23 protein-coding genes are annotated in these 26167 nt (G+C 61.2%); 4 read left to right on the top strand and 19 right to left on the bottom strand.

All coding sequences use genetic code 11. From position 1 onward, the window contains the following. Positions 1-160 precede the first annotated feature (160 nt). Positions 161-1207 (top strand): FecR family protein, encoded by a 1047-nt coding sequence (locus ACYQ54_RS10825; protein WP_460082020.1) that lies wholly within the window; start codon positions 161-163, stop codon positions 1205-1207. Positions 1208-1214: 7 nt separating this feature from the next. Here ACYQ54_RS10825 and maiA read toward each other — a convergent pair whose 3' ends face one another. The 6 genes from maiA to xdhA form a co-directional block, all read right to left on the bottom strand. Beyond that, positions 1215-1859: a maleylacetoacetate isomerase gene (gene maiA, locus ACYQ54_RS10820; RefSeq protein WP_460082018.1), complete on the bottom strand. Its 645-nt coding sequence runs from the start codon at positions 1857-1859 to the stop codon at positions 1215-1217. A gap of 317 nt (positions 1860-2176) precedes the next feature. After that, positions 2177-3556 (bottom strand): guanine deaminase, encoded by a 1380-nt coding sequence (gene guaD / locus ACYQ54_RS10815; protein ID WP_460082016.1) that lies wholly within the window; start codon positions 3554-3556, stop codon positions 2177-2179. Positions 3557-3624: 68 nt separating this feature from the next. Further along, a complete protein-coding gene (locus tag ACYQ54_RS10810; protein ID WP_460082015.1) occupies positions 3625-5208 on the bottom strand; it encodes a permease family protein in 1584 nt (527 codons plus the stop codon). A gap of 68 nt (positions 5209-5276) precedes the next feature. After that, complete coding sequence (xdhC, locus tag ACYQ54_RS10805; RefSeq protein ID WP_460082012.1) at positions 5277-6131, bottom strand: xanthine dehydrogenase accessory protein XdhC; 855 nt, start codon at positions 6129-6131, stop codon at positions 5277-5279. A 3-nt stretch (positions 6132-6134) separates the two neighbouring features. Beyond that, entirely contained in the window at positions 6135-8477 is a 2343-nt protein-coding gene (xdhB, locus tag ACYQ54_RS10800; protein ID WP_460082010.1) for a xanthine dehydrogenase molybdopterin binding subunit, read from the bottom strand. Positions 8478-8493: 16 nt separating this feature from the next. Further along, positions 8494-9957: a xanthine dehydrogenase small subunit gene (xdhA, locus tag ACYQ54_RS10795; RefSeq protein ID WP_460082007.1), complete on the bottom strand. Its 1464-nt coding sequence runs from the start codon at positions 9955-9957 to the stop codon at positions 8494-8496. A 202-nt stretch (positions 9958-10159) separates the two neighbouring features. Between xdhA and ACYQ54_RS10790 the strand changes: the two genes are divergently transcribed. Next, positions 10160-11059 (top strand): LysR family transcriptional regulator, encoded by a 900-nt coding sequence (locus ACYQ54_RS10790; protein ID WP_460082006.1) that lies wholly within the window; start codon positions 10160-10162, stop codon positions 11057-11059. Positions 11060-11071: 12 nt separating this feature from the next. Here the strand turns inward: ACYQ54_RS10790 and ACYQ54_RS10785 are convergent, their stop codons facing one another. The 7 genes from ACYQ54_RS10785 to pobA all read right to left on the bottom strand — a co-directional run bounded on the left by ACYQ54_RS10785 (position 11072) and on the right by pobA (position 17194). Further along, positions 11072-12385 carry a lyase family protein gene (locus ACYQ54_RS10785; RefSeq protein WP_460082004.1) on the bottom strand — a complete coding sequence of 438 codons (1314 nt, stop codon included), beginning with the start codon at positions 12383-12385 and terminating at the stop codon, positions 11072-11074. A gap of 54 nt (positions 12386-12439) precedes the next feature. Next, positions 12440-13276: a beta-keto acid cleavage family enzyme gene (locus tag ACYQ54_RS10780; protein WP_460082003.1), complete on the bottom strand. Its 837-nt coding sequence runs from the start codon at positions 13274-13276 to the stop codon at positions 12440-12442. 195 nt (positions 13277-13471) lie between these two features. Beyond that, the gene (gene pcaG, locus ACYQ54_RS10775) at positions 13472-14092 is read right to left on the bottom strand and encodes a protocatechuate 3,4-dioxygenase subunit alpha (RefSeq protein ID WP_460082000.1); all 621 of its coding nucleotides are present in this window, start codon (positions 14090-14092) and stop codon (positions 13472-13474) included. A gap of 2 nt (positions 14093-14094) precedes the next feature. Continuing rightward, positions 14095-14823, bottom strand: coding sequence for a protocatechuate 3,4-dioxygenase subunit beta (gene pcaH, locus ACYQ54_RS10770; protein WP_460081998.1), 729 nt, complete (start codon positions 14821-14823; stop codon positions 14095-14097). Between the two features lie 13 nt (positions 14824-14836). Then, positions 14837-15241, bottom strand: a complete 405-nt coding sequence (gene pcaC / locus ACYQ54_RS10765; protein WP_460081996.1) for a 4-carboxymuconolactone decarboxylase — start codon at positions 15239-15241, stop codon at positions 14837-14839. Further along, positions 15234-16025, bottom strand: coding sequence for a 3-oxoadipate enol-lactonase (pcaD, locus tag ACYQ54_RS10760; protein ID WP_460081994.1), 792 nt, complete (start codon positions 16023-16025; stop codon positions 15234-15236). Before pcaD ends, pcaC begins: the two co-directional genes overlap by 8 nt. Continuing rightward, positions 16025-17194, bottom strand: coding sequence for a 4-hydroxybenzoate 3-monooxygenase (gene pobA, locus ACYQ54_RS10755; RefSeq protein ID WP_460081992.1), 1170 nt, complete (start codon positions 17192-17194; stop codon positions 16025-16027). Before pobA ends, pcaD begins: the two co-directional genes overlap by 1 nt. A 92-nt stretch (positions 17195-17286) precedes the next feature. Here pobA and pcaQ point away from each other — a divergent pair, with 92 nt between their 5' ends. Further along, positions 17287-18207, top strand: coding sequence for a pca operon transcription factor PcaQ (gene pcaQ / locus ACYQ54_RS10750; protein WP_460081990.1), 921 nt, complete (start codon positions 17287-17289; stop codon positions 18205-18207). A gap of 20 nt (positions 18208-18227) precedes the next feature. Here the strand turns inward: pcaQ and ACYQ54_RS10745 are convergent, their stop codons facing one another. From ACYQ54_RS10745 to ACYQ54_RS10725, 5 genes are read right to left on the bottom strand one after another with little or no spacing between them, the layout of a single operon-like run. Further along, on the bottom strand, positions 18228-19181 hold the full coding sequence (locus ACYQ54_RS10745; protein WP_460081988.1) for a glucokinase: 954 nt from the start codon (positions 19179-19181) through the stop codon (positions 18228-18230). Beyond that, positions 19178-20320 (bottom strand): ABC transporter ATP-binding protein, encoded by a 1143-nt coding sequence (locus tag ACYQ54_RS10740; RefSeq protein ID WP_460081987.1) that lies wholly within the window; start codon positions 20318-20320, stop codon positions 19178-19180. The genes ACYQ54_RS10745 and ACYQ54_RS10740 overlap by 4 nt, the downstream gene beginning before the upstream one ends. A gap of 23 nt (positions 20321-20343) precedes the next feature. After that, a complete protein-coding gene (locus tag ACYQ54_RS10735; protein WP_460081985.1) occupies positions 20344-21183 on the bottom strand; it encodes a carbohydrate ABC transporter permease in 840 nt (279 codons plus the stop codon). After that, positions 21180-22073, bottom strand: a complete 894-nt coding sequence (locus ACYQ54_RS10730) for a carbohydrate ABC transporter permease (protein ID WP_460081983.1) — start codon at positions 22071-22073, stop codon at positions 21180-21182. The genes ACYQ54_RS10735 and ACYQ54_RS10730 overlap by 4 nt, the downstream gene beginning before the upstream one ends. A gap of 24 nt (positions 22074-22097) precedes the next feature. Beyond that, positions 22098-23342, bottom strand: a complete 1245-nt coding sequence (locus ACYQ54_RS10725; protein WP_460081982.1) for an extracellular solute-binding protein — start codon at positions 23340-23342, stop codon at positions 22098-22100. 96 nt (positions 23343-23438) lie between these two features. On the opposite strand from ACYQ54_RS10725, the gene ACYQ54_RS10720 reads away from it, so the two are divergent. Beyond that, on the top strand, positions 23439-24653 hold the full coding sequence (locus ACYQ54_RS10720) for an ROK family transcriptional regulator (protein WP_460081980.1): 1215 nt from the start codon (positions 23439-23441) through the stop codon (positions 24651-24653). Positions 24654-25094: 441 nt separating this feature from the next. Here ACYQ54_RS10720 and ACYQ54_RS10715 read toward each other — a convergent pair whose 3' ends face one another. Further along, a complete protein-coding gene (locus tag ACYQ54_RS10715; RefSeq protein WP_460081978.1) occupies positions 25095-26153 on the bottom strand; it encodes a sugar phosphate isomerase/epimerase family protein in 1059 nt (352 codons plus the stop codon). Positions 26154-26167: the final 14 nt, after the last annotated feature.

The raw sequence follows: 26167 nt of genomic DNA, 5'->3' as shown, positions 1-26167 counted from the left end.
ACCGTTCCCATGTCCGATGCCCACTTTACGCTAGAATACGCAATTCTGAAAAAAATCTATCTTGACAAAAAGATCTGTATTTGACCTGAGCAATTAGCAATGATTCGTTTAATGGTTAGGGATGTGTTAAAATCAGCTCGGTTGGGCTGGAGTGGGAGTTATGAGGTTTGCCCCGGTTTTTATAGTTTTATTGTTATCCATCGTTTGTTCGACGGCGTCATTGGCCGATAAGGTTGGCATAACCGTTGATGCAAGCAAGACCGTCAAGGCGACGGGGGGTAGCGATGCCCGCATCCTGGCTTCAATGACGTCCATTTTCAGGAACGACCGGTTGCGGGCCAACTCCAGCGGAAACGCACAGATCCGGCTGATTGACGGCACCAAGATTGTTGTCGGACCCAATGCCGATGTGAAGATCGATGACTTTGTGATCACGGGGCAGACTGTAAGCAAACTTACAGTAAGTGCCACGCGCGGCGCCTTCCGCTTCATCAGCGGGCGCAGCAAATCTTCCGCCTACAGCATCAGGACGCCGAATGGCACGATCGGTGTGCGAGGTACGGCCTTCGATGTGACCATCACGCCTCAGGGAACCAATGTCGCCCTGTTGCGCGGCACGATCAAGGCGTGCGACAGGAGCGGGCGCTGCCAGATAGTCAGAAACCGGTGTGACTATGTGCTTATCGGTCGGCGCGGCGTGAAAAAGGATCGGGTGAATTCGGATTCGCTCAGGAACCGGTCGAAGTCACTCTTTCCGCTGCTCGTGAATGAGTCGAACCTGAACAGACAGTTCAGGCAGCGCGGGTCTGGATGCACCGTAAAAAATGCAAGGCTGGCACCCGATCGGGTTCCCGAGCAGCAACCCAGGAACATTTTCCGCGCACTCTTCAGTCCGCGACAACCAACCATCAACCCGAACAGTCCCGAGCGGAGCAGCCCCGAGCCGAATAGCCCCGAGCCGAGCAATTCCGTCTCCAGTTCACCAGAACCGGCGGCACAGCCTGGCAGCGCGCCTGCGAGTGCTGGCGTTCCCAACAATCCGGGCAACGGCAATGCCGTCGGCAATGCAGGAGAAAAATTCTCCAACGGCTCACGCGGAAACAGTTCAAGCGCACCTGGCCAGAGCAGCGATTCACCGGGCAGGAGCGGCAGCACACCGGGAGAAAACAGACAGGCCGGAAACCGGGCTGAACGCCGCAACAATTAGCCTTTTATCAGGCGGGCGGCGCGCCGATGGCGTCCGGATGGGCATCCTTGAACGCGTCGAGCGCTTCCGCGGCGGCGGCCGCGCGCCGGATTTTCGGAAATCCGGAAACATCCACACCCCAGCGGTTGGCATTATATAGCTGAGGCATCAGGCAGCAGTCGGCCATGGACGGCTGATCGCCGTGGCAGAACGGGCCGTTGTCATCCAGAAGGGTCTCGAACGCGGCAAGGCCCTTGCTGATGAAATGCTGCATCCAGGCTTTCTTGGTCTCGTCGCCGTCGCCGGTCAACTCGGCCACATGCGCCACGATGCTGAGATTGCAGACCGGGTGGATTTCCATGGCAATGGCATAGGAAAGCTGGCGTACGCGGTACTGGCCGTCGACATCATCCGGCATCAGGCTGGAACCGGGCGTCGTCGCGTGCAGATATTCGATGATGGCCAGCGACTGCGTCAGCGTCTTGCCGTCGACAATCAGCGCCGGCAACAGGCCCTGAGGGTTGAGAGCGAGATACTCGTCTTCCAGATGAGCCCGGGTCAAGAGGTTTACAGGCCGGTAGTCGGCTTCCAGCTTCAGAAGATTGAGCGCGATGCGAACGCGATAGCTCGCCGAGGACCGCCAGTAGTCATAAAAAACAATATCTTTCGCCATCAAAGCCTCCCGGAAATGCAGTAGGCATTGATACACTTATTTGGCCCTCAGTTGGCAAGTCCGTGTGTGTTGGACGGCGTCATTAGCCGATTTTTGCGAAGCTGGATAAGGCGTTTGTGCCGTCACCTCTTCTCCAGGGATGGTCATCCCGGACAAGCGAAGCGCCGATCCGGGGCCCACTCGCAAAGCTGCTTGCTGAAGAGAGGGACATTTCGAAGAAGCGCTGCTGCGAAACGCAGATGTTCTGGCAATGAGTAGGCCCCGGGTCTCGCGCTGCTCGCCCGGGGTGACACCTGAGTTGGCGACAGGGCAGAGTATCAGGAGAGAACGAGGTCCCTTTCGCGGACGGTAGGCGTTTTACGCTCCGGTGTCCGTCCGGGCCGAGTGACCGCCGGTGCCTTGCCTTTCTGCGCCTTGCCGGCGACATAGACCTCGTCGATGGCCCGGTCGTCACCCAGCATCTGCAGAACGAAAAGCTCTTCCGCAAGGGTCGACGCCCGCTCCATGCGCAGGGCCATCGCCTCGGTCGCGCAGCTGTCCAGCACAACAATGTCTGCCTCCGTGCCTTCGTCCAGGGTGCCGATCCTGTCTTCCAGTCCGAGCGCCACGGCATTGCCGCGGGTGATCCAGTGAAAGGCCCGGAACGGATGCAGTTTCTGATCCTGCAGCTGCAGGATCTTGTAGCCTTCGTTTAGGGTCTGCAGCATGGAGTAGCTGGTGCCGGCGCCAATGTCGGTGGCAATGGCGTTGACGATCCCTTTTGAGCGCAGGCCAGCATCATCGAACAGGCCACTTCCGAGGAAGAGGTTCGATGTCGGACAGAACACCGGCCGGGCGCCTGTCTCGGCCAGCGCGTCGATCTCGCGCTGTTGCAGGTGGATCGAGTGGCCGAGCAGCATCTTGTCCGACAGGAGACCGTAGCGCTGATAGACATCAAGGTAGTCGCGCGCTTCCGGGTAAAGCTCCAGCGTATAAGCGATCTCGTTTCGGTTTTCCGACAGATGCGTCTGGATGAAGCAATCGGGGTGTTCCGCGACGAGGGCGCCCGCCATCTCCATCTGGTCAGGGGTCGAAGTGATCGCAAAGCGCGGTGTGATGGCATAGCTCGCCCGTCCCCTCCCATGCCACTTGCCGATCAGGTCCTTGGTGTCGTCATAGCCGGATTTCGGCGTGTCGCGCAGCCCGTCCGGGGCGTTGCGGTCCATCAGCACCTTGCCGCCGATCATGCGCATGTTGCGTTGTTCGGCTTCCTCGAAATAGGCCTCCGCCGATGCCTTGTGGACCGAGCAATAGGCAACGGCCGTGGTGGTGCCATGGTCGGTCAGCAGGTCGAAGAACCGGCAGGCCATGGCGGCTGCGTGGCCTTCGTCGGCAAAGCGGGTTTCTTCCGGAAAGGTGTAGGTGTTCAGCCAGTCGAGAAGCTGCGCGCCCCTGGAGGCGACGATCTGCACCTGCGGAAAATGGATATGCGTGTCGATGAAACCTGCCATCAGCAGTTTCGGCCGGTGATCGATGATCTCCGCATCACCTGCCTCGCCAACGACATCGCAATAGCTGCCTCGCCGCAGGATGAGGCCGTTTTCGATCAAGAGCGCACCATCCTCGATATACTGGAAAGCAGAGGTGTCGTCCGGGGTTTGCGGTTCGGCTGTGAAGGTCAGAAGGCGGCCACGAAGAAGGAGGCGGTCGGAAGGCATCTGGAACAGTCCCGTTTGTCGGAGTTCGGGGCGGAAGATCCGCCCCGAAGTGGTTTTTGATGTCTGGTTCATTCGCCCGGGCTGACCTGGGCGTTGGCGATCGGTTCGGCTTCCGGCTCTGCTGCCTCTTCACGATGGAAGATCGGGTAGATGAACAGGAAGGCGGCGGCGATCAGGTAGCCGAGGCTGACGGTCGTGAACTCCGGCCAGTGCAGCGTTGCCGAATGGATGATTCCGACGGAAGCCATGGCAAAGGCCGCGAAGGCAAAGCCACCAGCATTGCGGAACCGGCCGTCGATGACGCTGGCAACGATGGCGCCCCAGATCAGGCCCGTCAGGATGGCCCCCTGGCTGAGCGCCAGATGGCCTTCGTAATGGGCGCCCTGCTGCAGCAACGCTGCGGTCAGCTTCGGATCACCTAGCGCCAGCATGCCTGTTGCCCCGGTCGCGCCGAGCGCACCGATCAGCGAGCCCCACTTGATGATCAGGAAGCTGGAGACATGGGGCATCATCGCAATGGTGACGGCAGCCATATGGTCGGTCCGCACCGCATGAGCCGTGTTGGTGATCAGGCTGAGCGCGACGAACACCAGCACCGGCGCCGCAGCGGCCACCGGGATCAGATGGTTCAGGAAGGCAAGCAGGCCGAAGAAAGCCGCCAGCGGAATGACCGCACCAACACCGATCACATAACCTGCATGCGCGCCCATGCGCTTGTAGGCCGGGTGACCGATATAGGCCGTGGTCGGGAAGGGCGAACCGAACAGCGCGCCGATCATGGTGCCGACACCGTCGGTGATCTGGCAGGTTGCCACCGGATAGTGGTCGCCGGCTGCTTCCGCGCTCTCCACGTTGTTCATCGTTTCGATGAAATTGTAGATCTGCACCGGCACCAGAACCAGGAACAGTTCTGGATGGTTGAAGAGATGCTGGATACCGGCAATCAGGTCACCGACATAGGGAACCGGCGGATAGAAGCCGACACCTTCGAAGCTGATCGTCGATTGCCCGGTGGCGAGCGCCACTCCGGTGCCGACCATCAGGGCCAGCAGGCCGGCCGGAATGTTGAACGGCAGGCGGAACCGGCCGACGAGGCCCCACAGGATGATGATCATCGAAGCAAAGCCGATGAACGGGTTCTCGAACACCGTTGCCAGCGGGACGGTGCCGATGAACACCAGCGCGATACCGCACAGGGTGCCGAGCATGCCCGCGCGCGGGGTGACCTTTTTCAGCCAGGGGCCGACAAGCGCGCCGAGGGCCGCGACGATGCCGCCCATGAAACCCGCACCGATGCCGACCTGCCAGGCCAGAACCGGGTCGTTGGTCGCCCAGTAGATCGGTCCGATAACGCCGAACAGATAGACGAACATCACCGGTGTCGAAATGCCGTAAGGCAGCGCGGTCACGTCCCGGCCGTGCTGTACGGCGGCGCGCTTTGCCAGAAAGACATAGGCAACGACGCCGGCCAGGATCGCGATGGCAGCTCCCGGCACGATCTTGCCGTAGACGATGTCCGCCGGCATCTGGAACACGAACTGGCAGATGCCCGCCAGGACCATGAGGTTTACGAGGTTATCGGTGAACAGCGCCCAAAAGGCGCTGAAGTCCCCCCTCGAAAACAGATTGTAGTCGTACCTCCCAACCCGCATATCGGGTCTCCTTTCAGGGTAAGACAGCCGTCCTGTTCCATCTCCCATTGGACAGGGCGGCCGTTGTTTCACTGCGCGGCTTCCAGCAGCGCAGCCTCCTCCGTGTCGCCGGCAGCACTTGCGCCCGTCGTCAGGGCGGTCAGGACTTCTGCGGCGACAAAAGCGGCAATGATCTCGGGGCGCTTGTCCCGGCTGGCGGTGGCGCCGATCGGGCACGTCAGCTGGTCGATGGACAGGCCATTACAGTGGCTGTTGCACCAGGAGCGCAGCTTGGCGCGTTTGGTGGCGGACCCGATCATGCCGACGTAGGACGCATGGCCGATCTCCAGGGCGGCGGACGTCAGCAGGAAGTCGAGGCCGTGATCATGGGTCAGCACGATGAAGGCGCTGCCTGCGGGCGCGTTATAGATTTCCACTTCCGGAATGGCACGCAGGCGCATGTCGACGCGCGCCTGACATTGCCCCAGCTCTTCCTTGCGCATGTCGACCAGCACACAGTGAACCGGCGCGTGCTGCAGCAGGTTGGCAATCGCCCGGCCGACATGCCCGGCGCCCATCACGTAAACATGCGGAAGGGCATCGTCCGCGGCCTGCAAACGGCTCACGGCCGCGTTCCGTTCGGCTCTGCGCATGCGGGCGAGCGACAGTTCCACCCGTCCGCCGCAGCACTGGCCGATTTCCGGGCCAAGCGGCAGGTCGAGCCTTGACGAAAGCGTGCCCTCGGCCAGCATGGAACGGGCCCGGGTAATGACGATATGCTCCAGCTGACCACCGCCGATAGTGCCGAAGAGGTTGTCCGGGGCAATGAACATCTCCGTACCGGCTTCCCGGGGAGACGATCCCCGGACCCGTGTCAGCACGACGCGGACGATCGGATGGGCTGAGCCGAAAAAGCTCTCGGCCTGGCTGGAGCGCAGGGTCATGACTTACTCCCGGGTTTTCAGCCGTTCGATGGCCATCAGCACACGCTCCGGCGTCGCCGGGGCGTCGAGACGCGGGCATTCGCGGTAGTCGGCAACACTGGCAACGGCCATGGAAAGCGCCTCGAACACCGAAATGCCGAGCATGAAGGGCGGTTCGCCCACCGCCTTGGAGCGCTTGATGGTGCGTTCCTGGTTTTCCGACCATTGGGCAAGTTTCACGGTGAACTGGCGTGGCCGGTCCGACGCGAGCGGGATCTTGTAGGTTGACGGCGCATGGGTTCTGAGGCGTCCTGCCTGATCCCACCACAGCTCCTCAGTCGTCAGCCAGCCCATGCCCTGAATAAAGGCGCCTTCCACCTGGCCCTTGTCGAGAACAGGGTTCAGCGACTTGCCGACGTCATGCAGGATATCGGTGCGTTCCACCCGGTATTCGCCGGTCAGCGTGTCGACGGAAACCTCCGAGCAGGAGGCACCATAGGCGAAATAGTAGAACGGGCGTCCCTTTCCGGCAGCACGGTCCCAATGGATCTTCGGCGTCTTGTAGAAACCTGCCGCCGACAGGTGCACACGGGCCATATAGGCCTGGCGGACGAGGTCGTTGAAGGAAACGATCTCGGACCCGATCTCGACCATGTTGTTATGGAAGCGGATGGTCTCCGGCCCGGTGTCCCAGCGCTCGGCGGCAAAGGCGACCAGACGTTCCTTCAGCTGTTCGGCCGCGTTCAGCGCGGCCATGCCGTTGAGGTCGGAGCCGGACGAAGCGGCGGTGGCCGATGTGTTCGGCACCTTTTCGGTCGTCGTCCTGGTGATCTTGATGCGCTCGAAATCCACCTGAAAGGCATCGGCGACAACCTGGGCGACCTTGGTGTTCAGGCCCTGGCCCATTTCGGTGCCACCATGGTTCAGGTGGATCGATCCGTCATTGTAGATGTGGATCAGGGCGCCGGCCTGATTGTACCAGGTGGCTGTAAAAGAAATGCCGAACTTGACCGGTGTCAGCGCAAGTCCCCGTTTGATGATGGAGGAACGGGCGTTGTGCTGCAGGACCGCCTCGCGACGGGCCTGGTAGTCAGAGGAGCTTTCAAGTTCTCCGATCAGGCGCGGCAAGATGTTGTCCTCGACCTCCTGATGATAGGGGGTGAGGATGCGGCCGTCGTTGCGGTCGCCGTAGAAATTGGCCTTGCGGATTTCCAGCGGGTCCTTGCCGAGCGCATAGGCGATCTCCTCGATCATGCGTTCGGCGGCAACCACGCCCTGCGGCCCGCCGAACCCTCGGAAAGCGGTGTTCGAGACCGTGTTGGTTTTCATCGGCCGGCTGGTGAGCCGGACATTCGGATAGAAATAGGCATTGTCCGCGTGGAACAGCGCGCGGTCCGTCACCGGTCCGGAAAGGTCGGAGGAATATCCGCAACGTGCCGCAAAAACACCGTCGACAGCCTCGATCCGGCCGCTGTCGTCGAAGGCGACGTCATAGTCGATGACGAAGTCGTGGCGCTTGCCGGTGGCGGTCATGTCCTGGTCGCGGTCCGGACGGATCTTCACCGGGCGGTTCCACTTCTTCGCGGCAATGGCAGCCACCGCGCAGAAGAGGTTCATCTGGCTTTCCTTGCCGCCGAAGCCGCCGCCCATGCGGCGGACGTTGACCGTCACCGCGTTCGAGGGCACGCCGAGCACATGGGCAACCATGTGCTGAGCCTCGCTCGGATGCTGGGTGGAGCAATGGACTGCGACGTCATCGTCTTCACCCGGAATGGCAAAGGCGATCTGGCCTTCCAGATACATGTGGTCCTGGCCGCCAATCTCGATCCGGCCCTTGATCCGGTTCTTCGCCGTGTCGAAGGCCGGTGCAATATCGCCGCGTTCCAGCTTCAACGGTTCGGTGACATGCGGATAGCCGGCCTCCATCGCGCTGACCGGATCAAGCGCATGCGGCAGAACGTCATAGTCGATCTTCGCCAGGTCCGCGGCCCGGCGGGCGGCGTCACGGCTTGTTGCAATCACCGCGAACAGTGGTTGGCCGTGAAATTCCGTCTTTCTGACCGGAAACACCGGTTCGTCGTTCTGGCCCGTCGGGCTGATGTCGTTGCAGCCGGGAACATCGTCCGCCGTCAGCACGCCGATAACGCCGGTAGCGGCCAGAACAGCATCCAGATCCATGGACCTGATCAGCCCGTGGGCAACCGTGGACGTGCCGAGATAGGCGTGCAGGGTGCCCTGCGGCTCGGCGATATCGTCGCAATATTCGGCCTGGCCGGTAACGTGCTTTTCCGCGCTGTCGTGGCGGCGGTCGGTGTGGACAGCGCCGCTGATCGACTTCTTGGCGTCCGTGATGATGTCGTGTTTCATGTGGTTCGCCTCAAACTCAAGCAGACAGCAGGTCGGCCGGCGCTTCGCTCCGGTCGTCATGGGTCAGGAAAAAGCGCTGCAGCAGGTTGCGCGCGGCAATCGCCCGGTATTCGGCGGATGCGCGCCAGTCGGACAGCGGTGTGAAGTCCGCCTGCAGCGCCTGACCGGCAGCCAGGAATGCGGCCTCGCCCCAGGGTTGGCCCCGCAGCGCGGCTTCCGCCTTGGCAGCACGCTTCGGTGTCCCGGCCATGCCGCCGAATGCGAGACGGCAATCGGTGATGCGGCCTTCGGAAACGGTCACGCAGAAACCGGCGGCGACAGACGAGATATCCTCGTCCCGGCGCTTGGAAATCTTGTAGGCGGCATGAAGCTGGCCGGGGCGGGCGCGCGGGATCAGAATGCTTTCCACGAACTCCGACGGAGTACGGTCCTGCTTGCCGTATTCGATGAAGAACTGCTCCAGCGGCAGGCTGCGCTGACTTGCCCCCTTGCGCAGGACGATCTGCGCTCCGAGTGCGATCAGAACCGGTGGCGTATCACCGATGGGCGAACCGTTGGCGATGTTGCCGCCGATCGTGCCCATGTTGCGCACCTGTTGGCCGGCGATCCGGTCCCAGTAGCTTTTCAGATGCGGGAAGGTCTCGCAGATCGTTTCCTGCGCTTCCGAGTAGGTGACCCCGGCGCCGATCTCCAGCGCGGTGTCGCTCAAGGTGACCGACTTCAGTTCCTGAAGGTGGCTGATGAAGACGGCCGGGCCGATGGGGCGCATGAACTTGGTGACCCAGAGACCGACGTCGGTCGAGCCCGCGACAATGGTCGCCTGAGGAAAGTCTTCCAGGATGGCTGCAAAGTCGACGACGTCCGCCGGCAGGATGGCACGGTTATGCTCCGGGCCGGTAATGACACGGCGGCCGTCGGATAGCTCCGTCAGCCGTTTGGCGATTGTTGCCCGTTCCGTTTCCAGGAAATCCTGTGCAGGTGAGCCATATCTGTTGGCTGCCATGGCGGCGGCAATGATCGGCTGATAGCCGGTGCAGCGGCAGAGATTGCCCTGGATCGCGCTCTCGACTTCGGTTTCGGTCGGTTCGGGATTGCCCATCCACAGCGCATAGAGCGACATGACGAAACCCGGTGTGCAGAAGCCGCACTGGCTGCCGTGGAAATCGACCATCGCCTGCTGGATCGGATGCAGACCACCGTTTTGCCCGCGCAAATGTTCGATGGTGACCACGTGGCAACCGTCGAGCGAGGCGAGGAAGCGGATGCAGGCATTGACGGTCTCGTATTTCAGACCGTCACCGGCAAGCCGGCCAACCAGCACCGTGCAGGCCCCGCAGTCGCCTTCCGCGCAGCCTTCCTTCGAGCCTGTCAGTCGGCGCTCCAGACGCAGGTAGTCGAGCAGGGTCTTGTCGGCAGGCACATCCGTGACAGTCACGTCGGCGCCGTTCAGCAGAAACCGGATTTCTGTGCGGTAGGTCATCGCGTCCTCGGGCAAAATCTTCTCTCAGCCAAGGACGGTACGCCTCGGGACACTTGCAAAAAATCCGGTGATTCCGGAAATTCTTTCAACAGATCATTGAAAATAGCCGTGCGATACTGTGGCTCACGAAATGCGACGAAAGTCGGTTACCGGAACCAGAAGTCTGTAATCGCACGAGAATTCAAATCCGAGGGAAGAGGCCATGTCCTATCTGGAATCCCTGCGCGTCTTCACCCGCGTGGTCGAGCTGGGCAGCATTACTTCCGGTGGGCGCGACTTGCGCCTGACGCCGGCGGTCGCAAGCAAGCGCATCAAGGAGCTGGAAAAGCATCTCGGCGTGCGTCTCTTCAACCGCACCACAAGATCCCTGACACCGACCGAGGTGGGCAAGGTGTTCTACGATTATGCGGTGAAAGCCCTGGAATCGATCGAGGATGCGGAGGCTGCCGTCGCCAGCTTTTCCGACACCCCGCGCGGGGTGATCCGGGTCACGGCGCCACTCGGCGCCGGCCGCCGCATCATCGCGCCGCTGGTGCCTCGCTTCGTCGAGAAGTTCCCCGCAACGGAAGTGCATATGCGCCTGTCGGATCGCAAGGTCGACATTCTGTCCGACGGTCTGGATGTCGCCTTTTTCATCGGCACCCCGCAGGATTCCAACCTGAAACTCCGCAAGATCTCCGATTGTCCCCGGGTGCTCTGCGCTGCGCCGGAGTATCTGGAAAAGCACGGTACGCCCCGAACCCCGGACGATCTCCTGAGCGACGAGCACAATTGCCTGCTGCTGCGCTACCCGCGATCACCGGAGTATTACTGGGTCCTTCAGACGCCTGCCGGACCGCGCAAGCTTCAGGTGTCCGGCAAGATGGATGCCGACCATGGCGATGTCCTCACTGACTGGGCCTTGTCGGGACATGGCATTGTCAACAAGCCCAGGTTCGACGTTGCCCAGCATCTGGAAAGCGGCCGCCTCGTGGAGATTCTCAAGGACACGCCGCCCCCGCCTACCATCTTCGGTTGCCTCTATCCACACAGGCGTCTGCAGGATCCCAAGATCCGCCATTTCGTGGATTTCGTGATCGGCAATGCGGATGTGGCTGGCTAGGCGTGGCCCCTTTCAGCCACTGCGGCGGGTCTGAAAGATCCGCGCCGACATGTCCCTTGCCGGTGCGACGACCTGTTGCGGGTCCAGTTCCTTCTGCCAGTCGAGGCTGACAGGGGCGATCCTTGCAAGGGCTTCGGCAAAGGGGGCCTGGTCTTTTGCCGCTGCTGCGACGAGATCCTTCGCATCAGTGCGGGAGACGCCATTTCGGGCGAGGACGAAACTGGCGGTTTCGGCCATGATTTCCGGGTTTGCGGCTAGCGTAGCAGCCAGATTGGTTTCATTCGCCTGAAGGCTGGTGGCAAGATCTTCTGCGTGAACCAGCGCAGCGCCCGCAGCCAGCAGAATTTGCGGCAGGAAATGCCATTCCAGAGGCCAGGCTGTTCCGTCGCGTTCCTCCAGCGGGCTGGCTGCGGCGGCAAGTCCGGCCTGTGCAGCAATGGCAATGCTGTTGAGCACCTGGATGGTCTCGGCCTGCACAGGGTTGGCCTTTTGCGGCATGGTCGAGGATCCGCCACCCGTTCCGCTGGCAAGCTCGGCAATGTCCGTACGCCCTGAAAGCGCCAGGTCTCCAGCCATCTTCGCAAGGGCGGAGGTAATCTGTTGCAGCCAGCCCGCAAGCGCCAGAATGGACGTCCGGTTGACGTGCCACGACGGGCTGTCCTCAAGGCCGAGTTCCAGTGCGAGCGCCGCCGAGACTGCGGTTCCGTCCGGAGCGATTGCGCTGTTTATGCCCGACGCGCCGCCGAACTGGACGCGTAGTACGGCGGACCGGAGTGCGGGCAGGGCATTTTCCGTGTCTATCAGCGGATGGGCCCATTGCGCGATCCGGTAGCCGAGGGTGATTGGTGTCGAAACCTGGCTGCGCGTACGCCCCGCCATGAGCTGGTTCTCGTGGCGCTTGCTCTGCCGTTCCAGCGTATCGATCAGTTTTTCCAGTCGCGCACCGAGAATCTCGAGCGCGACTTTCGCCTGAAGGACCAGCGCCGTGTCAATCACATCCTGACTGGTTGCGCCCCAGTGCAGCCAGGCCCCGGCTTCGGCGCTGAGCTGCTTGCGCAGTTCCGCCACAAGCGCTGGAACGGGCACACCGGCGGATCTTGTTCCGGCCGCCAGGCTTGCAGGCTCAATGTGAACGTCGGCGAGCTTCTCTGATATCTCCCGCGCGGCCTGCGCCGGAATGATCTCCAGGCGCCCCTGTACGATGGCAAGGGCGCGCTCGAAAGCGATCATATGCGCGACATCGCTGCCATCAGCGAGAAGCTTGGTCAGTTCACCGTCGGCAAAGAGGGAGGCGTGGATCTGGCTGGAAAAGAGAGAAAGAGGCATGGCTCGGCAGGGTCTCTGGATGGGCCCTTATTGAGAGCCAAGTGGAAAGGCGGGTCAAGCCGCCTTCAGCGGCAGACCCAGGATCTCGCGCGCCTGCTGCCAGCTGGCGACGGGGCGCTCGTATGTCTCGCAAAGTTCCGCCGCGCGTTTCACAAGCGCCGCATTGGAAGGGGCAAGCGTGTCCCGGCCAAGGCGGATGTTGTCCTCCAGGCCAGTGCGGGTATGATCGCCCGAGGAAATGCACCACTCGTTGAGGGTGAATTGATGCTGTCCGATCCCGGCGGCGCACCATTCTGCGTCCGGTGCCAACCGTTCCACCGTCTTGATGTAATAGTCGAAAACATCCCGGTCGACCGGCATGGCGTTTTTCACGCCCATGACGAACTGCACATAGAGCTTGCCGGGGATACGCCCGTCCCGGTTCATGGCGGCCGCCTGGTGAATGTGGCTCAGGTCGAACGCCTCGATCTCCGGTTTGACATGATGGGCGCGCATCTCGCTGGCGAGCCAGTCGACCAGATCCGGCGGGTTCTCATAGACCCGGGTCGGAAAATTGTTGGAGCCGACCGAGAGCGACGCCATGTCGGGCTTCAGGGCAATCATGCCACCCCGTTCCCTGCCGGCGCCCGAACGGCCCCCTGTTGAAAACTGGATGATCATGCCGGGGCAGTGTTTTTCCAGCCCTTCCTTGAGCCGCGCGAATTTCTCCGGATCCGAGGACGACGTTTCATCATCGTTGCGAACATGAGCGTGGACGATGGTCGCACCGGCCTCGAAGGCAGCCTGCGTGCTTTCCACCTGTTCCGACACGCTGATCGGCACCGCCGGATTGTTTTCCTTCTTCGGCAGCGATCCGGTAATCGCGACGCAGATGATGCAGGGCTTGGACATGTTTCACGCCGTTCCGGTTTCGCTGGCGCCGTTCGAGCAAGGAGCTCTGCGACAGTTGTTTAACTTTCCCTCATCCTGAGGAAGCGCTTCAGCGCTGTCTCGAAGGATGGGCCGCATACTCTGAGTGCGCCGCCCAACCTTCGAGACGCTTGGTTTGGCCAAGCTCCTCAGGATGAGGGGCGAGTTAGGCGCGCATCAAATATCGAAGAACACCGTTTCATCCGGGCCTTGCAGCTTGACCTCGAAACGGTAGACCGTCTTGCCGTCACGCTCGGTCTTCCGGGCGATCAGGGTCTGGCGGCGCTTTTCCCACTCGATCAGGTTGATGACCGGATCGGCGGCGTTGGCTTCGGTCTCGTCCTCGAAGTAAAGGCGTGTCTGAAGGCCGACATTGATGCCGCGTGCGACGATCCAGAGGCTGATATGGGGAGCGGAAACCTTGCCGTCCGGCAGCTTCACCCGGCCTGGCTTGACCGTATCGAACCCCCATTCGCCGGTGTCGAAATCGGTGATGACCCGGCCCCAGCCGCGAAATCCGTCTTCCACGTCGCCGGCATGTTCAGGATGGGCGTAAATGCCCTCGCTATTGGCCTGCCAGGTTTCAAGCATCACGTCCTTGATCGGCGAGCCCATGCCGTCGATGACGACACCCTCGACGCGGATGCGTTCACCCTTGGCGTTGGGACCGGCAATGTCCCAGCCCAGCTCCTGCCGGTAGATGTCGAAACCGGCGGCGCCGGGAGCGAGGCCGATGTGAACGTAAGGTCCGGCCGTCTGGGAAGGCGTTTCCTTCAGGTAATCGAGTTGCTGCGTCATGATCAGTTCCCCTCCGGCCGGTTTTCGAACAGGGTCGAACGGCGTCCGCGCAGGACGATGTCGAACTTGTAGGCGATCGTGTCGAGCGGAATAGTGGCGTTGAGATCGAGCTTGGCGACAAGCTGCTCAATCGCGGACGGATCGGGAATGGTGTTCACGATCGGGCATTTTGCGATCAGCGGATCACCCTCGAAGTAGCATTGGGTGATCAGGCGCTGGCAGAAGGCGGTGCCGAAGATCGACATGTGAATATGCGCCGGCCGCCAGTTGTTCACCCAGTTGCGCCAGGGGTAGGCGCCCGGTTTCACCGTGCGGAAATAGTAATAGCCGTTCTCGTCGGTAAGAGTGCGGCCGCAACCGCCGAAATTCGGGTCGATAGGCGCAAGATAGGTGTCCTTCTTGTGCCGGTAGCGCCCGCCCGCGTTGGCCTGCCAGATCTCTACCAGGGTGTTCGGAATCGGCTTTGCGTTTTCATCCAGAACCCGGCCATGCAGGATGATCCGCTCGCCAATCGCGCTTTCACCCGACTTGGCGTAATTGTAGATCAGATCCTTGTCGAGCGGGTCGATGTCGTTGTGGCCGAAGGTCGGTCCGGTGATCTCGCTGACGTTGTTTTCCAGGCTGATCATCGAATATTGCGGCGAGCGTGACACGCTGGTCTTGTAGTCCGGCGTATGCGCAGGCGGATGCCACTCGCGGTCCCGCTGATAGAATGGTCCGGGTTTCAACATCGATTTTCCTCCGTTAACCGCCTGTCGCGGTCAGCTTCTGGCCGCTGCGTTCCATTTCGGCGTAGGTTTCCTTGGCGATCTTGAGCGCCTGGTTGGCACGCGGCACGCCGGCATAGACCGCCACATGCTGAAACGCCTCGAGCACGTCCTGCTTGCTGGCACCGGTGCGGGCCGTTGCCCGGATATGCATGGCAATCTCCTCGAAATTGCCGAGTGCCGCCAGAAGGGCGAGCGTCAGCATCGAACGCTCCCGCGGACTGATGCCTTCCGACGCCCACACCGTGCCCCAGGCACCCTCGGTGATCAGGGTCTGGAACGGTTCGTCGAATGGCGTCTTGGCGGCTTCCGCCCGGTCGACGTGTTCATCGCCAAGCACCGACCGCCTGACCTTCATGCCGGTTTCAAAACGCTCAGACATGGAGGTCCTCCTTCAGGAAAGTCATGAGATGGCCGGCAAAGACATCCGGCTTTTCGACGCAGGGCAAATGGCCCGCACCGGAAATTTCAACGTAGCGGCTGCCGGCGACAAGTCCCGCCGTGCCGCGTACCATGGCGGGTGGGCTCGCGAGATCCTCGCTGCCTCCGATACCAAGCACGGGCAGTCGAAGCCCGGACGTGCTGTCCGTCAGATCCGCGCCCGCAATTGCCTCGCAGCAGCCGATGTAACCCTCCGTCGGGGTGCGAACCAGCATGTGACGCCAGGCCAGACATTCGGCGGTCTGACGGAAATCTTCCGAAAACCAGCGTTCCAGAATGGCATCGGCGAGGCTTTCGATGCCGTCCGCACGGATCCGGGCAATCCGGTCCTGCCACATGGCGGCTTCGCCCATTTTGGCACCGGTGTTGGACAGAACCAGTCCCTTGATGCGTTCCGGCTGCCTGTGTGCCAGAAGCTGACCGATCATGCCGCCGATGGAAAGCCCGACAAAGACACAGGTGCCGATCTGAAGGTGATCGAGCAGCTGTTCCGTGTCTTGAACGAGATCGTCCATCGAATAGGGGCTCTCAGGGCAGGAGGACAGCCCGTGGCCGCGCTTGTCGAAACGGATCAGCCGCAGACCACTTTCCGGCAAAAGGTCGACGACCTTGTCCCAGAGCCGCAATTCCGTGCCGAGCGAATTGGCGAAGACGACAGGCATGCCGTCCGGGTCGCCATCTTCGCGCCAGTGAATATCGGCGGCAGGCAAACGCACGATCTTCATCAGTAGGGCAGTCCCACATAGTTCTGCGCAAACCACTTCTGCGCGGTTTCATTGTGATGCAGCGACTCGATTTCCGCCCGCTGCATTTTCAGATCGAAGTCGGACTGGTCCGGGAACCGGTGCAGCATGTTGGTGGTTGCCCAGCTGAAACGCTCCGCTTTCCAGATCCGGGCCAGGGCCTTTTGCGAATAGGTATCGATACCTTGGCTGTCCTTGTCCTGATAGTAGTGCACCAGACCCTCATAGAGATAATGCACATCGGAGGCGGCGGTGTTGAGACCCTTGGCGCCCGTTGGCGGCACGATATGGGCGGCATCGCCGCACAGGAACAGGCGACCCCAGCGCATGGGCTCGCACACGAAGGACCGCAGCGGGGCGATGGACTTCTCGATGGAGGGTCCCGTCACCAGCTTGTCGGCAATTGCTTCCGGCACCCGGCGTTTCAGCTCGTCCCAGAACTTCTCGTCGGTCCATTCGAAGATGTCGTCGTTGACATTGCACTGGACATAGTAGCGCGACAGGTTCTCGTTGCGCATCGAGCAAAGCGCGAAGCCGCGTGTGGAGTTGGCATAGATGAGTTCCTCGTGAACCGGCGGTGTCTCGGAAAGAACACCCAGCCAGCCGAAGGGAAACACCTTCTCGTAGTCCTTGCGCACGGTGTCGGGAATGGTCTTGCGGCTGACGCCGTGAAACCCGTCGCAACCGGCCACAAAATCGCAGTCTATCCGCCGCGCGCTGCCGTCAACTGTGAAGGTGACATAGGGCGCGTCAGTGTCCGCATCGCGGATCTCGACCCCCTCGACCTCGAAAATCGTCTGCCCGCCAACCGCATCGCGGGCATCATACAGATCGCGCGTAACTTCCGTCTGGCCGTAGACGACGACATTCTGGCCGATCAGTTTCTGGAAGTTGATATCGAACATCTCGTTTTCGTACGAGATGCAGGTGCCGTCATGGACGAAGCATTCCTTGTCCATCCGCTCGGCCACACCGGCCTCGCGCATCATGTTGACGAGGCCCGTTTCCAGAATGCCGGCCCTGATGCGGCCAAGCACATATTCGCGAGTCTTGCGTTCGAGAATGATGGTCTCGATGCCCTTCAGATGAAGAAGCTGCCCGAGCAGCAGGCCGGACGGGCCACCGCCGACAATAACAACCTGAGTTCGCATCCGGTCCTCCCTTGTTGAATTGATATTGAATGATCGAAATCGGGAAGTAAAATGAGATATTCAGCTTCTTTCTTGCCAAAATGAGAAACTAAATGATCGACCGACGCATCAAGTTCCGTCACATCCAGTGCTTCGTCGAGATTGCGCAGGAACGCAGTCTGAAACTGGCCGCCGACAAGCTGAACCTGACCCAGCCGGCGATCTCCAAAACGCTCAAGGAACTGGAAGACATCATCGGTGCCAGCCTGATGACGCGAAATCGGGCCGGCATCGCGCTGACCAAACAAGGCAAGGTGTTTCTGCATTTCGCGCAAATCTCGCTGGCGAGCCTGCAGCAAGGCCTCGACGGGGTCGAGAAGGAAGGCGAACATGCCCGCGCGACCTTGAAAGTCGGCGTTTTGCCGAGTGTTGCGGCCAGCTTCATGCCCCCGGTCATCAAGGAATTTTCCGAACTGGCACCTCATGTCATGGTCCAGATCATGGACGGCCCGCACGGCTATCTGATCGAACGGCTGAAGATGGGTGAACTCGACCTGGTGATCGGCCGGCTCGGCAGGCCGGTTTCCATGGAAGGTGTTTCCTTCACCCAGCTTTATTCGGAGCGGGTCGACGTGATCGTCCGGACCGGTCATCCGCTACTCGAAAACCCCGACCTCAAGCGCATCATCGACTGGCCGGTGCTCTATCCGCCGGAAGGCGCGGCGATCCGGCCTCTGGTCGAGCGCTTCATGATTGCCAACGGGGTCGGCGAGATCCCGAACAAGATCGAAACCGTCTCAGGTGCTTTCGGCCGGGTCTATACCCGCCGAACCGACGCGGTCTGGATCATTTCGTCCGGTGTGGTCCAGAACGAAACCGCTGACGGCCACCTGGTCCGCCTGCCGTTCGACACCGACATGACCAAGGGGCCGGTCGGGCTGATGACCCGTCCGGACACCCAGCCGGGCGCAGAGGAACAAGTGTTCCGGCTGGCGGTTCAGACGGTGATCGAGGAACTTGGGTTGAAGTCCTGACCGGGCACCGTCGCTGGTGTCTACATCCGCGACGCACACCCCGCCAGCGCGGCGAAATCGTCATCAAGCAGATGAACCGGAATGCCGCTAACCAGCTTCTGCTGACGGCCCTTCGCGCAAAAGGCGTTGATGAATTCCGGCTCCGCCAGATACTTCGCCAGGCTCCGGGAGACACCGCCCGTTAGCACAATGCCGCCGAGGGACAGGAACACCAGTGACAGGTCGCCAATGACCCGGCCGAGAAACGTCACCCATTGCCGGGCGGCGGAAACGCAAAGCGGATCGGAGCCGGAATTTGCGAACTCAGCAATCTCGGCAGGCGAGAGGTTGCGCGGCGACAAGCCCTGCTCCAGGCAATACCACTCGTGGATTTCCTTGAGGCCGCTGCCCGACAGGGCCCGTTCGACCGAGGCGCGTCCCCGGTTGAGCGCCAGGTAGTTCCAGAGCCGCAGTTCGTCTTCGGTTTCGACCGGCAGCGTGGAGTGGCCGCACTCACCCGTACCCACATGAAGGCCGGCGGGTGTCTGAAACAGCGCGGCGGCATTGAAGCCGGTTCCCGCGCCGACGACGAGGCGCGTGGCGTTGCTGCGCAGTTTCAGGCTCGGTTCATAGACGGGCTGAAGCCTCTCCGCAGGGACCGTGTCCAGCGAGTAGGCAAGCGCCTCGAAATCGTTGAGGAAGGTAATGTTCGCTCCGCCCAGAACCTTGCCGATGCAGTCGGCACTGAACGTCCAGGGATGGTTGGTCATGCGGATCGCGGGACCGTCTATGGGCGCAGCAATCGCGATGACGGCGGACGCGCAGACCGGCCGCCCTGCCTCCGACAGATAAGTGCCGATGGCCGCTTCGGGCGTTTCGAAGTCCGCGTTGCGGAAGCGCGCGATGGTGTTTTCCAGAACGCGGCCGTTCTCGACCAGTGCCAAGCGGGTGTTGGTGCCGCCGATGTCGGCGGCAAGGCCTCGCTGAATGCTCATAGGCGGTTACCCGATGCAATGTCGAAATAGGAAATCTTGGAAAGGTCGAAGGCGATCGGCACGCGCTGACCGGCGGTGACCGGCGCATCCGCGGACAGCCGGGCAACGGCTTCCGTCCCTCCAAGTTGAACGATGGCATAGGTATCGGCCCCAGCAGGTTCGACAACATCCAGAAGACACTCGGCGCTCTGGAGAGTGCGGCCATCGATACCGCCGGCGCGCAGGCCGAGATCCGTCATTGCCTCCGGACGCAGACCGATGGTGAGCTCTGCCGTGTCACCAGATAACAGGGTTTCCGGTCCCGGGCCATGGTCGAACAGTTCCAGCGGCGGTCCTTCCGGTGTCGGGATCTGCAGCCGGACATGATCGCCTTCGCGAGTTGCCGTGCCTGTCATCAGGTTCATGGACGGTGCGCCCATGAAGTCGGCGACAAAGGCATTCACCGGTTTGTTGTAGATTTCCTGCGGCGTGCCGATCTGTTGGACCACGCCGTCTTTCATCACCACGATCCGGCTGGCCAGCGTCATGGCTTCGATCTGGTCATGGGTGACGTAGACGATGGACGCGCCTGTCGTCTGGTGGATGCGCTTGATCTCGGTGCGCATGGTCACGCGCAGCTTGGCATCGAGATTGGACAGTGGTTCATCGAAGAGGAACAGCTTCGGTTCGCGCACAAGGGCCCGGCCCATGGCAACGCGCTGGCGCTGTCCGCCGGAAAGTTCCGCCGGACGACGGTGCAGCAGGTGCTCGATCTTCAGAAGGTCCGCGACCTTGGCCACCTTCCGTTTCTTGTCCGGTTCGGCCACCTTCCGGACTTCGAGGCCGAAGCCGATATTGCGTTCAACGCTCATGTTGGGAAACAGCGCATAGGACTGGAACACCATGGCGATGTCCCGGTCGGCCGGTTCGTCGTTGGTGCGGTCCTTGCCGGCAATTTGGATTGTGCCGGAGGAAATGTCGGTCAGTCCGGAAATGCAGCTCAGAAGCGTCGATTTCCCGCAGCCGGACGGCCCGACCAGAACGAGAAACTCACCGGGCGCCATGGAGATATCGATGTCCTTGAGGACATTCACGTCCCCGTATCTCTTCTGAAGGCGGCTGATTTGGAGGATGGGGTCTTGCAGCATTGCGGCGTTCATTCCTTGTCGGTCTCCTGCTCAGGTCAGCCCTTGACGGATCCGGCGACCAGTCCGGAGACGATGAATTTCTGGAAGGCGATGGCGAGGATGGCGGGCGGCAGAGTTGCCAGGACGCCGACCGAAGCGATGACGCCGTAATCGGTGACACGTCCGGCCGAGAAATCCGCGATCGCCACCGGCAGGGTCTTCGCGCTGAGATCGTTGGTGAAGATCAGGGCGTAGAAGAACTCGTCCCAGGCAACCAGGAAGGACAGCATCGCGGTGGCGGCAATGGCTGGCAGGGCCAGCGGCAGCACCACCTGCCGGATCGTGTAGGCGGTGCCGGCGCCTTCCATGAAGGCAGCCTGTTCCACTTCCACCGGCAGAACGTCGATATTGGCCTTCATCAGCCAGGTCGCGAAGGGCAGCAGCATCGCCGTGTAGACGATGATCAGCGTCACCGTGTGGTTCAGCATGCCAAGGCTGCTGAAAGTCGAATAGAGCGGCAGCACATAGGTGATCGGCGGCATCATGATGGTTGCCAGGAAGGCGAACAGCAACACCATCGACGCCTGCCTCCGGGAAAAGGCATAAGCGGCCGGAATGGCCAGAAAAAGCGCGATCGCCGTTGCCCCGCCGGCTGTCAGGATCGAGTTGCGAAGCGCGCTCAGGAAGCGTTCGCCGTTGCCGCCCTCCAGGCTCAAAAGGTTGGCATAGCGGCTGAAGTCCAGTTGCGACGGGATCCAGCGCAGCGGCACTTCGGTCAGGTCTGTCGGAGCGCTGATGCTCATGACGGCGAGCCAGAGCAGCGGTCCGGCCGTGAAAGCTGCCAGCAGCAGGGCGCAGCCATAAAGCAGGATGGATTGAACAAGCGAGCGTTTCATGCCGCGCCTCCCGCTGTCTGCCGTCTGGACGCGGAATAATAGAAGACGATCAGGACGGCACTGATCCCGGCGACGAGCACCGCATAGGACGCGCCACTGCCGCTTCTCAGGTAATTGAAATATTCCTGGTAGACGTAGAAGCTCGCGGTCTTGGTACTGTCGGCAGGGCCGCCACCGGTCATCACGTAGATGATGTCGAAGACGCGGAAGGCCTCGATGGTTCGCAGCACCATGACCACCATCAAGGGTCCCGCGATCCAGGGCAGGGTGATCGAGCAGAAGCGTTTCCAGGGGCCTGCGCCCTCGATGGCTGCCGCCTTGCTCAGATCTCCGGGCACGGTCTGCAGAGCGGCCAGCGCCACATAGGCTACCAGCGGAAAGTTCTTCCAGACATCGGCCAGGATGACCATGTTCATGGCGATTGCCGGATCGCCGATCCAGCTGCGGTAATCGGAAATGAGGCCCAGCTGGAATAGCAGGGAGTTCAGCGCGCCATAATCGGGATGATAGATCAACCGCCACGCAACGGCGTTGACGATGGTCGGAACTGCCCAGGGCAGGATGATCAGCGCCCGCAGCAAAGTCCGGCCGCGAAATTCCTGGTTGAGCAGCACGGCAACGGCGACACCGAGAACGCCTTCCAGACCCACCGAGACGATGGTGAAATAAAGTGTCCTGAAAAGGGCTTCCTGAAAGTCGGGATCAGTGAGCGCGTAGACGTAGTTGTCCAGGCCGATGAAATGCACCGGCTCGGGAAGTGCGGAGATGCGCGTGTCGGTGAAGCTCAGCCAAAGCGTATTGGCCAGCGGTATCAGCGTGATCAGCGCAAGCACGGCAAGGGCCGGCGCCAGAAGGATCCATTTTTCGCGTTTCTGGCGTCGGCCAAGCATGGTCAGTCTCCCGTCAATCGCAGCTTAGCGGATGCGCTTGACGCGGTCGGCAGCAGCTTCCAGCGCTTCGTCCACGCTTGCCTGACCGAGCAGGACCTGGTGGATGTTCTTCTGGAGGATGTCGGAGACTTCCGTGTAGGACGGCACCAGCGGACGCGGATACATGACTGCGATGGACTCTTTCGCTGCCGCGATCAGGTCTTCCTGGCCGTCCATTACCTTCGGTTCGGAATAGGACGCCTTCCAGATCGGCAGGCTGAGCTTGGCATAATTGTCCTGAACGTCCTTCTGGGTGAGGAAGGAGATATAGGCCCAGGCTTCGTCCGCATGCGGGCTGTTGGACGGAATGCCGAGCCCCATGGACCCGTTGACGCTGGACGCCGTGGACTTGCCTTCGACACCCGGTGCCGGAGCAACCTTCACCTTGCCTGCGACCTTGCTTTCCTTCGGATCGTTGGCCAGGGCGTTCATGTAGGTCCAGTTGAGCGCGAAAGCCGCTTCGCCGTTGGAGAACACCCGGCGGACATCCTCTTCAAAATATTCGCGCGAGGACGGATTGGTAAGGCCTTCGTCCAGGGTCGCCTTCATGAAGGTGACAGCATCCTTGGCGCCGCCAGCGGCAAAGGCCGGCTGGCCTTCGTCGAAGAAGGCGCCGTCGTTGGCGGCGGTCAGCGTGGTGAAATCGCAGATCATCGCCTCCGATTGCGACCAGCTCCAGACCAGCGGATATTCGACAATGCCCTTGTCCTTGATCTGCCTGGCCTGGTCCGCCAGTTCGGCCCAGGTCTTGGGCGGTGCGGAAATGCCGGCTTCGGCCAGCATGTCGGCATTGTAGAAGAGGTATTTCGTGTCGAGGATCCAGGGCATGCCGTAGCGCTTGCCGTCATATTCGACGGTCGTCCAGGCCCCGTCGAACACCTTGTCGGTGTAGTCGGCCGGGATGCGGTCGGTGACATCCTGCAGGAAGCCGCGGGTGGCGAATTCGGCCGGCCAGATCACGTCGAACAGGACAACGTCATAGCCGTCATCGCCCGCGCCTGCCGCTGCAATGATCTTGTCGTGCAGGGCTTCATAGGGAACGAATTCGAGCGCAACCGTGACGCCGGGATTTGCTTCCTCGAACTTGGCCGTCATCGACTTGATGTCGTCTTCGCTGTAAGCCGCCTGGCTCATGAAAAGTGCATTCAGTCTGGTGTCGGCCAGTGCTGTCGTGGTCATGGCCAGGGTCGCGAAGGCGGACCCCAAAATCATCTTTCCAAACGTGTTCATCTCGCCCTCCGGTTTTTGTGTAGGCGAAGCATCCTATGTTCGGATTTTTTATTTTGTCAAATTGATAGAAAAAATAAATTCTGGTCTATTGGCACCATGAACGACAGTGCACCGATCCCTGCTTCCTTCCGCACCAGCGGCACAAACCTGACCCGGGCCAAAACGCATAATCACCGTGTGGTGCTGGAAGTCATCCGCACACGCGGCCCGATCGGTCGCACGGAAATATCTGAAATCACGTCGCTTTCCCGCCAGACGGTGCAGAACATCGTCGGCGAGCTGGAAAGCCGCGGCATTGTCGAGATGCACGCCCAGAAGGCCAGGGGCCGTGGCCATCCGGGCATGACGGTGCAGCTCAAACCCGATCATGCCTACAGTCTCGGATTTCATGTCGACCGGCTGTCGGTGACGGCGATCGCCTGCGATCTGCTGGGCAGCATCGTGTGGCAGTCGGCCACCTCCATGGCTGCCGCCACGCCCGAGGCAGCCAACAGCCGGATCCTGTCGATGGCGGAAGACTTTCGCGCCACACATCCCGGCATGGCCAAGCGTCTGTTCGGTGTCGGCCTTGCCGCTCCCGGCCCTTTCGAGACCGGAGCTCAGACCTCGAACAGAACCGATGCCACCACCTTTTCGGACTTCGGCTCGCCGGAAAATCTCACACAGCTCCAGTCGGCTGTCGGACTGCCGGTGGTTCTGCAGAACGATGCTTCGGCCGCAGCCCTTGGTGAGCACGTCTATGGAATTGGCCGGAGTTTCAACAGCTTCGCCTTCATCCAGTTCGGCATGGGTCTTGGCGCCGGCTTCGTCCTGAATGGTGCGCTCTATTCGGGAGCAACGAAAAACGCCGGTGAAATCGGCCATGTGGTGATCGACCCGAAAGGCCCCGCCTGCACCTGCGGCAACTCCGGCTGTCTGGAACGGTATTTGTCGCTGAATGCGCTGTGCGAAAGGCTGGGGCTGGAGCCGACAGATCCCGGGTCTGTCGCAAGGATTGAAGTCCTGTTTGCCGAGCAGGATCCCGCCGTCCTCGGCTGGATCGCCGATGTCGCACCGCTCATGCGCCAGATGATCAACATGGTTGAGATGATGCTCGACCCGGAAGCGCTTATTCTTGGTGGCATCATTCGACCTGATTTCCTCCAGGCACTTCTTGACAGTGCCGCGCCGCTTCCCCGCCGTCTCGATGGCTCTCCGGAAGAAGACAGGATCCGTCTCGGTACCTCCGGGGCAACGGCAGTGGCCCTTGGCGCGACAGCCGCTGCCGTTGACGCCCTCTACGCACCCTCGGTCTCGCACCTGCTGCTGTGAGACCAAGCTTCTAAAGAAACCCTCATGCTGAGGAGGACCGTCAGGTCCGTCTCGAAGCATGGGCGGCATATCCCGAGCAAGCGGCCCATCCTTCGAGATGCCGCTAAAGCGGCTCCTCAGGATGAGGTTGGTGGGAAGTTGGGGCGCCAAAACTGGAGAGAGTTTGCCGTTTCGTTGACGAGTAACCGCGGTGAACGAGAACGGCAGCCCTACCCAACGGCGTCACTCCGGACAAGCGCAGCGCAGATCCGGGAACCACTCTCAGCGCCGCCTGCCGAAGCGGTCGAATTTCTGCAAAGCCTGCGCACCAAACCGATTCTTTGGCAACGAGTGGGCCCCGGGTCTCCCTTCGGTGGCCCGGGGTGACATCAACGCATTTCATTCAGCTTTGCCGAAGAACGATGTCTGGTGCGAAACAGGAGTGCGCGAGGTACGCCGCCCCTAGCTCAGCCCCAGCATCTTCCGTATCTGCTCCTGGTCGGTCTCACCGCCGGCGAAATCGTCAAAGGCCTTGTCGGTGACTTCGATGATGTGGTGCTCGATGAAGGGCGCGCCTTCGGCAGCACCCTGCTCCGGCGACTTCAGGCAGCATTCCCATTCGAGCACGGCCCAGCTGTCATAGTCGTATTGCGCAAGCTTGGAGAAGATACCGGAAAAATCGACCTGGCCATCCCCCAGAGACCGGAACCGGCCGGCGCGGTTGACCCAGCCCTGATAACCGGAATAAACGCCCTGGCGGCCGTCCGGATTGAACTCGGCATCCTTCACGTGATAGGCGCAGATGCGCTCGTGATAGATGTCGATGAACGCCAGATAGTCGAGCTGCTGCAGCAGGAAATGCGACGGATCGTAGTTGATCTGGCAGCGCTTGTGACCGCCGAGCGCCTCCAGGAACATTTCGAAGGTGGCGCCGTCGAAGACATCCTCGCCCGGATGGATTTCATAGCCGACATCAACGCCGTTCTCGTCATAGACATCGAGGATCGGTTTCCAGCGGGCCGCCAGCTCCCTGAACGCTTCCTCGATAAGGCCTGCGGGGCGTTGCGGCCAGGGGTAGAGATAAGGAAACGCCAGCGACCCGGTGAAGCTTACGGAGGCCGTCAGTCCAAGTCGTTTGCTGGCAATGGCCGCCTTTTTCATCTGGTCGACCGCCCATTCCTGCCGGGCCTTCGGGTCGCCGTGAACCTGTGGCGGCGCAAAACCGTCAAAGGCCAGGTCATAGGCCGGGTGAACCGCCACGAGCTGACCCTGAAGATGTGTCGAAAGCTCGGTGATCTCGACGCCAGCGTCCGCGCAGATGCCTTTGACCTCGTCGCAATAGGCTTCGCTTTCGGCGGCCTTGTCGAGATCGAACAGGCGACTGTCGAAGGTCGGGATCTGAATGCCCTTGTAACCGAGATCCGCAGCCCATTTGGCGATTGCGGGTAGCGAGTTGAACGGAGCGTCGTCTCCGGCAAACTGGGCCAGGAAAATCGCGGGCCCCTTGATCAGTCCAGCCATGAATATCTCCTTAG

The sequence above is a fragment of the Roseibium sp. LAB1 genome (genome assembly GCF_054658235.1).
Note: the sequence above shows the minus strand (reverse complement) of the source record. Positions and strands in the feature narration are given on the sequence as shown.

Bases quoted from the DNA above. Each gene is read 5' to 3' on its own strand.
- ACYQ54_RS10825 (WP_460082020.1), top strand. From the start codon at position 161: ATGAGGTTTGCCCCGGTTTTTATAGTTTTATTGTTATCCATCGTTTGT.
- maiA (WP_460082018.1), bottom strand. From the start codon at position 1,859: ATGGCGAAAGATATTGTTTTTTATGACTACTGGCGGTCCTCGGCGAGC.
- guaD (WP_460082016.1), bottom strand. From the start codon at position 3,556: ATGCCTTCCGACCGCCTCCTTCTTCGTGGCCGCCTTCTGACCTTCACA.
- ACYQ54_RS10810 (WP_460082015.1), bottom strand. From the start codon at position 5,208: ATGCGGGTTGGGAGGTACGACTACAATCTGTTTTCGAGGGGGGACTTC.
- xdhC (WP_460082012.1), bottom strand. From the start codon at position 6,131: ATGACCCTGCGCTCCAGCCAGGCCGAGAGCTTTTTCGGCTCAGCCCAT.
- xdhB (WP_460082010.1), bottom strand. From the start codon at position 8,477: ATGAAACACGACATCATCACGGACGCCAAGAAGTCGATCAGCGGCGCT.
- xdhA (WP_460082007.1), bottom strand. From the start codon at position 9,957: ATGACCTACCGCACAGAAATCCGGTTTCTGCTGAACGGCGCCGACGTG.
- ACYQ54_RS10790 (WP_460082006.1), top strand. From the start codon at position 10,160: ATGTCCTATCTGGAATCCCTGCGCGTCTTCACCCGCGTGGTCGAGCTG.
- ACYQ54_RS10785 (WP_460082004.1), bottom strand. From the start codon at position 12,385: ATGCCTCTTTCTCTCTTTTCCAGCCAGATCCACGCCTCCCTCTTTGCC.
- ACYQ54_RS10780 (WP_460082003.1), bottom strand. From the start codon at position 13,276: ATGTCCAAGCCCTGCATCATCTGCGTCGCGATTACCGGATCGCTGCCG.
- pcaG (WP_460082000.1), bottom strand. From the start codon at position 14,092: ATGACGCAGCAACTCGATTACCTGAAGGAAACGCCTTCCCAGACGGCC.
- pcaH (WP_460081998.1), bottom strand. From the start codon at position 14,823: ATGTTGAAACCCGGACCATTCTATCAGCGGGACCGCGAGTGGCATCCG.
- pcaC (WP_460081996.1), bottom strand. From the start codon at position 15,241: ATGTCTGAGCGTTTTGAAACCGGCATGAAGGTCAGGCGGTCGGTGCTT.
- pcaD (WP_460081994.1), bottom strand. From the start codon at position 16,025: ATGAAGATCGTGCGTTTGCCTGCCGCCGATATTCACTGGCGCGAAGAT.
- pobA (WP_460081992.1), bottom strand. From the start codon at position 17,194: ATGCGAACTCAGGTTGTTATTGTCGGCGGTGGCCCGTCCGGCCTGCTG.
- pcaQ (WP_460081990.1), top strand. From the start codon at position 17,287: ATGATCGACCGACGCATCAAGTTCCGTCACATCCAGTGCTTCGTCGAG.
- ACYQ54_RS10745 (WP_460081988.1), bottom strand. From the start codon at position 19,181: ATGAGCATTCAGCGAGGCCTTGCCGCCGACATCGGCGGCACCAACACC.
- ACYQ54_RS10740 (WP_460081987.1), bottom strand. From the start codon at position 20,320: ATGAACGCCGCAATGCTGCAAGACCCCATCCTCCAAATCAGCCGCCTT.
- ACYQ54_RS10735 (WP_460081985.1), bottom strand. From the start codon at position 21,183: ATGAAACGCTCGCTTGTTCAATCCATCCTGCTTTATGGCTGCGCCCTG.
- ACYQ54_RS10730 (WP_460081983.1), bottom strand. From the start codon at position 22,073: ATGCTTGGCCGACGCCAGAAACGCGAAAAATGGATCCTTCTGGCGCCG.
- ACYQ54_RS10725 (WP_460081982.1), bottom strand. From the start codon at position 23,342: ATGAACACGTTTGGAAAGATGATTTTGGGGTCCGCCTTCGCGACCCTG.
- ACYQ54_RS10720 (WP_460081980.1), top strand. From the start codon at position 23,439: ATGAACGACAGTGCACCGATCCCTGCTTCCTTCCGCACCAGCGGCACA.
- ACYQ54_RS10715 (WP_460081978.1), bottom strand. From the start codon at position 26,153: ATGGCTGGACTGATCAAGGGGCCCGCGATTTTCCTGGCCCAGTTTGCC.